Source organism: Lactiplantibacillus sp. B652 (assembly GCF_023806745.1).
Classification (GTDB): domain Bacteria; phylum Bacillota; class Bacilli; order Lactobacillales; family Lactobacillaceae; genus Lactiplantibacillus; species Lactiplantibacillus pentosus.
Map to the genome: position 1 here is coordinate 1 of NZ_JAMSKY010000090.1, position 299 is coordinate 299.

At 50.8% G+C, this 299-nt stretch carries 1 protein-coding gene; it reads right to left on the reverse strand.

The window, feature by feature from the left end:
- On the reverse strand, positions 1-299 hold a 299-nt coding region (locus MZO40_RS17130), incomplete at both ends, for a hypothetical protein (protein ID WP_252133489.1).

Here is a 299-nt window from a genome sequence, read left to right on the forward strand (position 1 = left end):
GGCCTTTGCTGCACTGCTACTACTTGCACTAGTCGTTTCGGCCTTTGCTGCACTGCTACTACTTGCACTAGTCGTTTCGGCCTTTGCTGCACTGCTACTACTTGCACTAGTCGTTTCAGCCTTTGCTGCACTGCTACTACTTGCACTAGTCGTTTCGGCCTTTGCTGCACTGCTACTACTTGCACTAGTCGTTTCGGCCTTTGCTGCACTGCTACTACTTGCACTAGTCGTTTCGGCCTTTGCTGCACTGCTACTACTTGCACTAGTCGTTTCAGCCTTTGCTGCACTGCTACTACTTG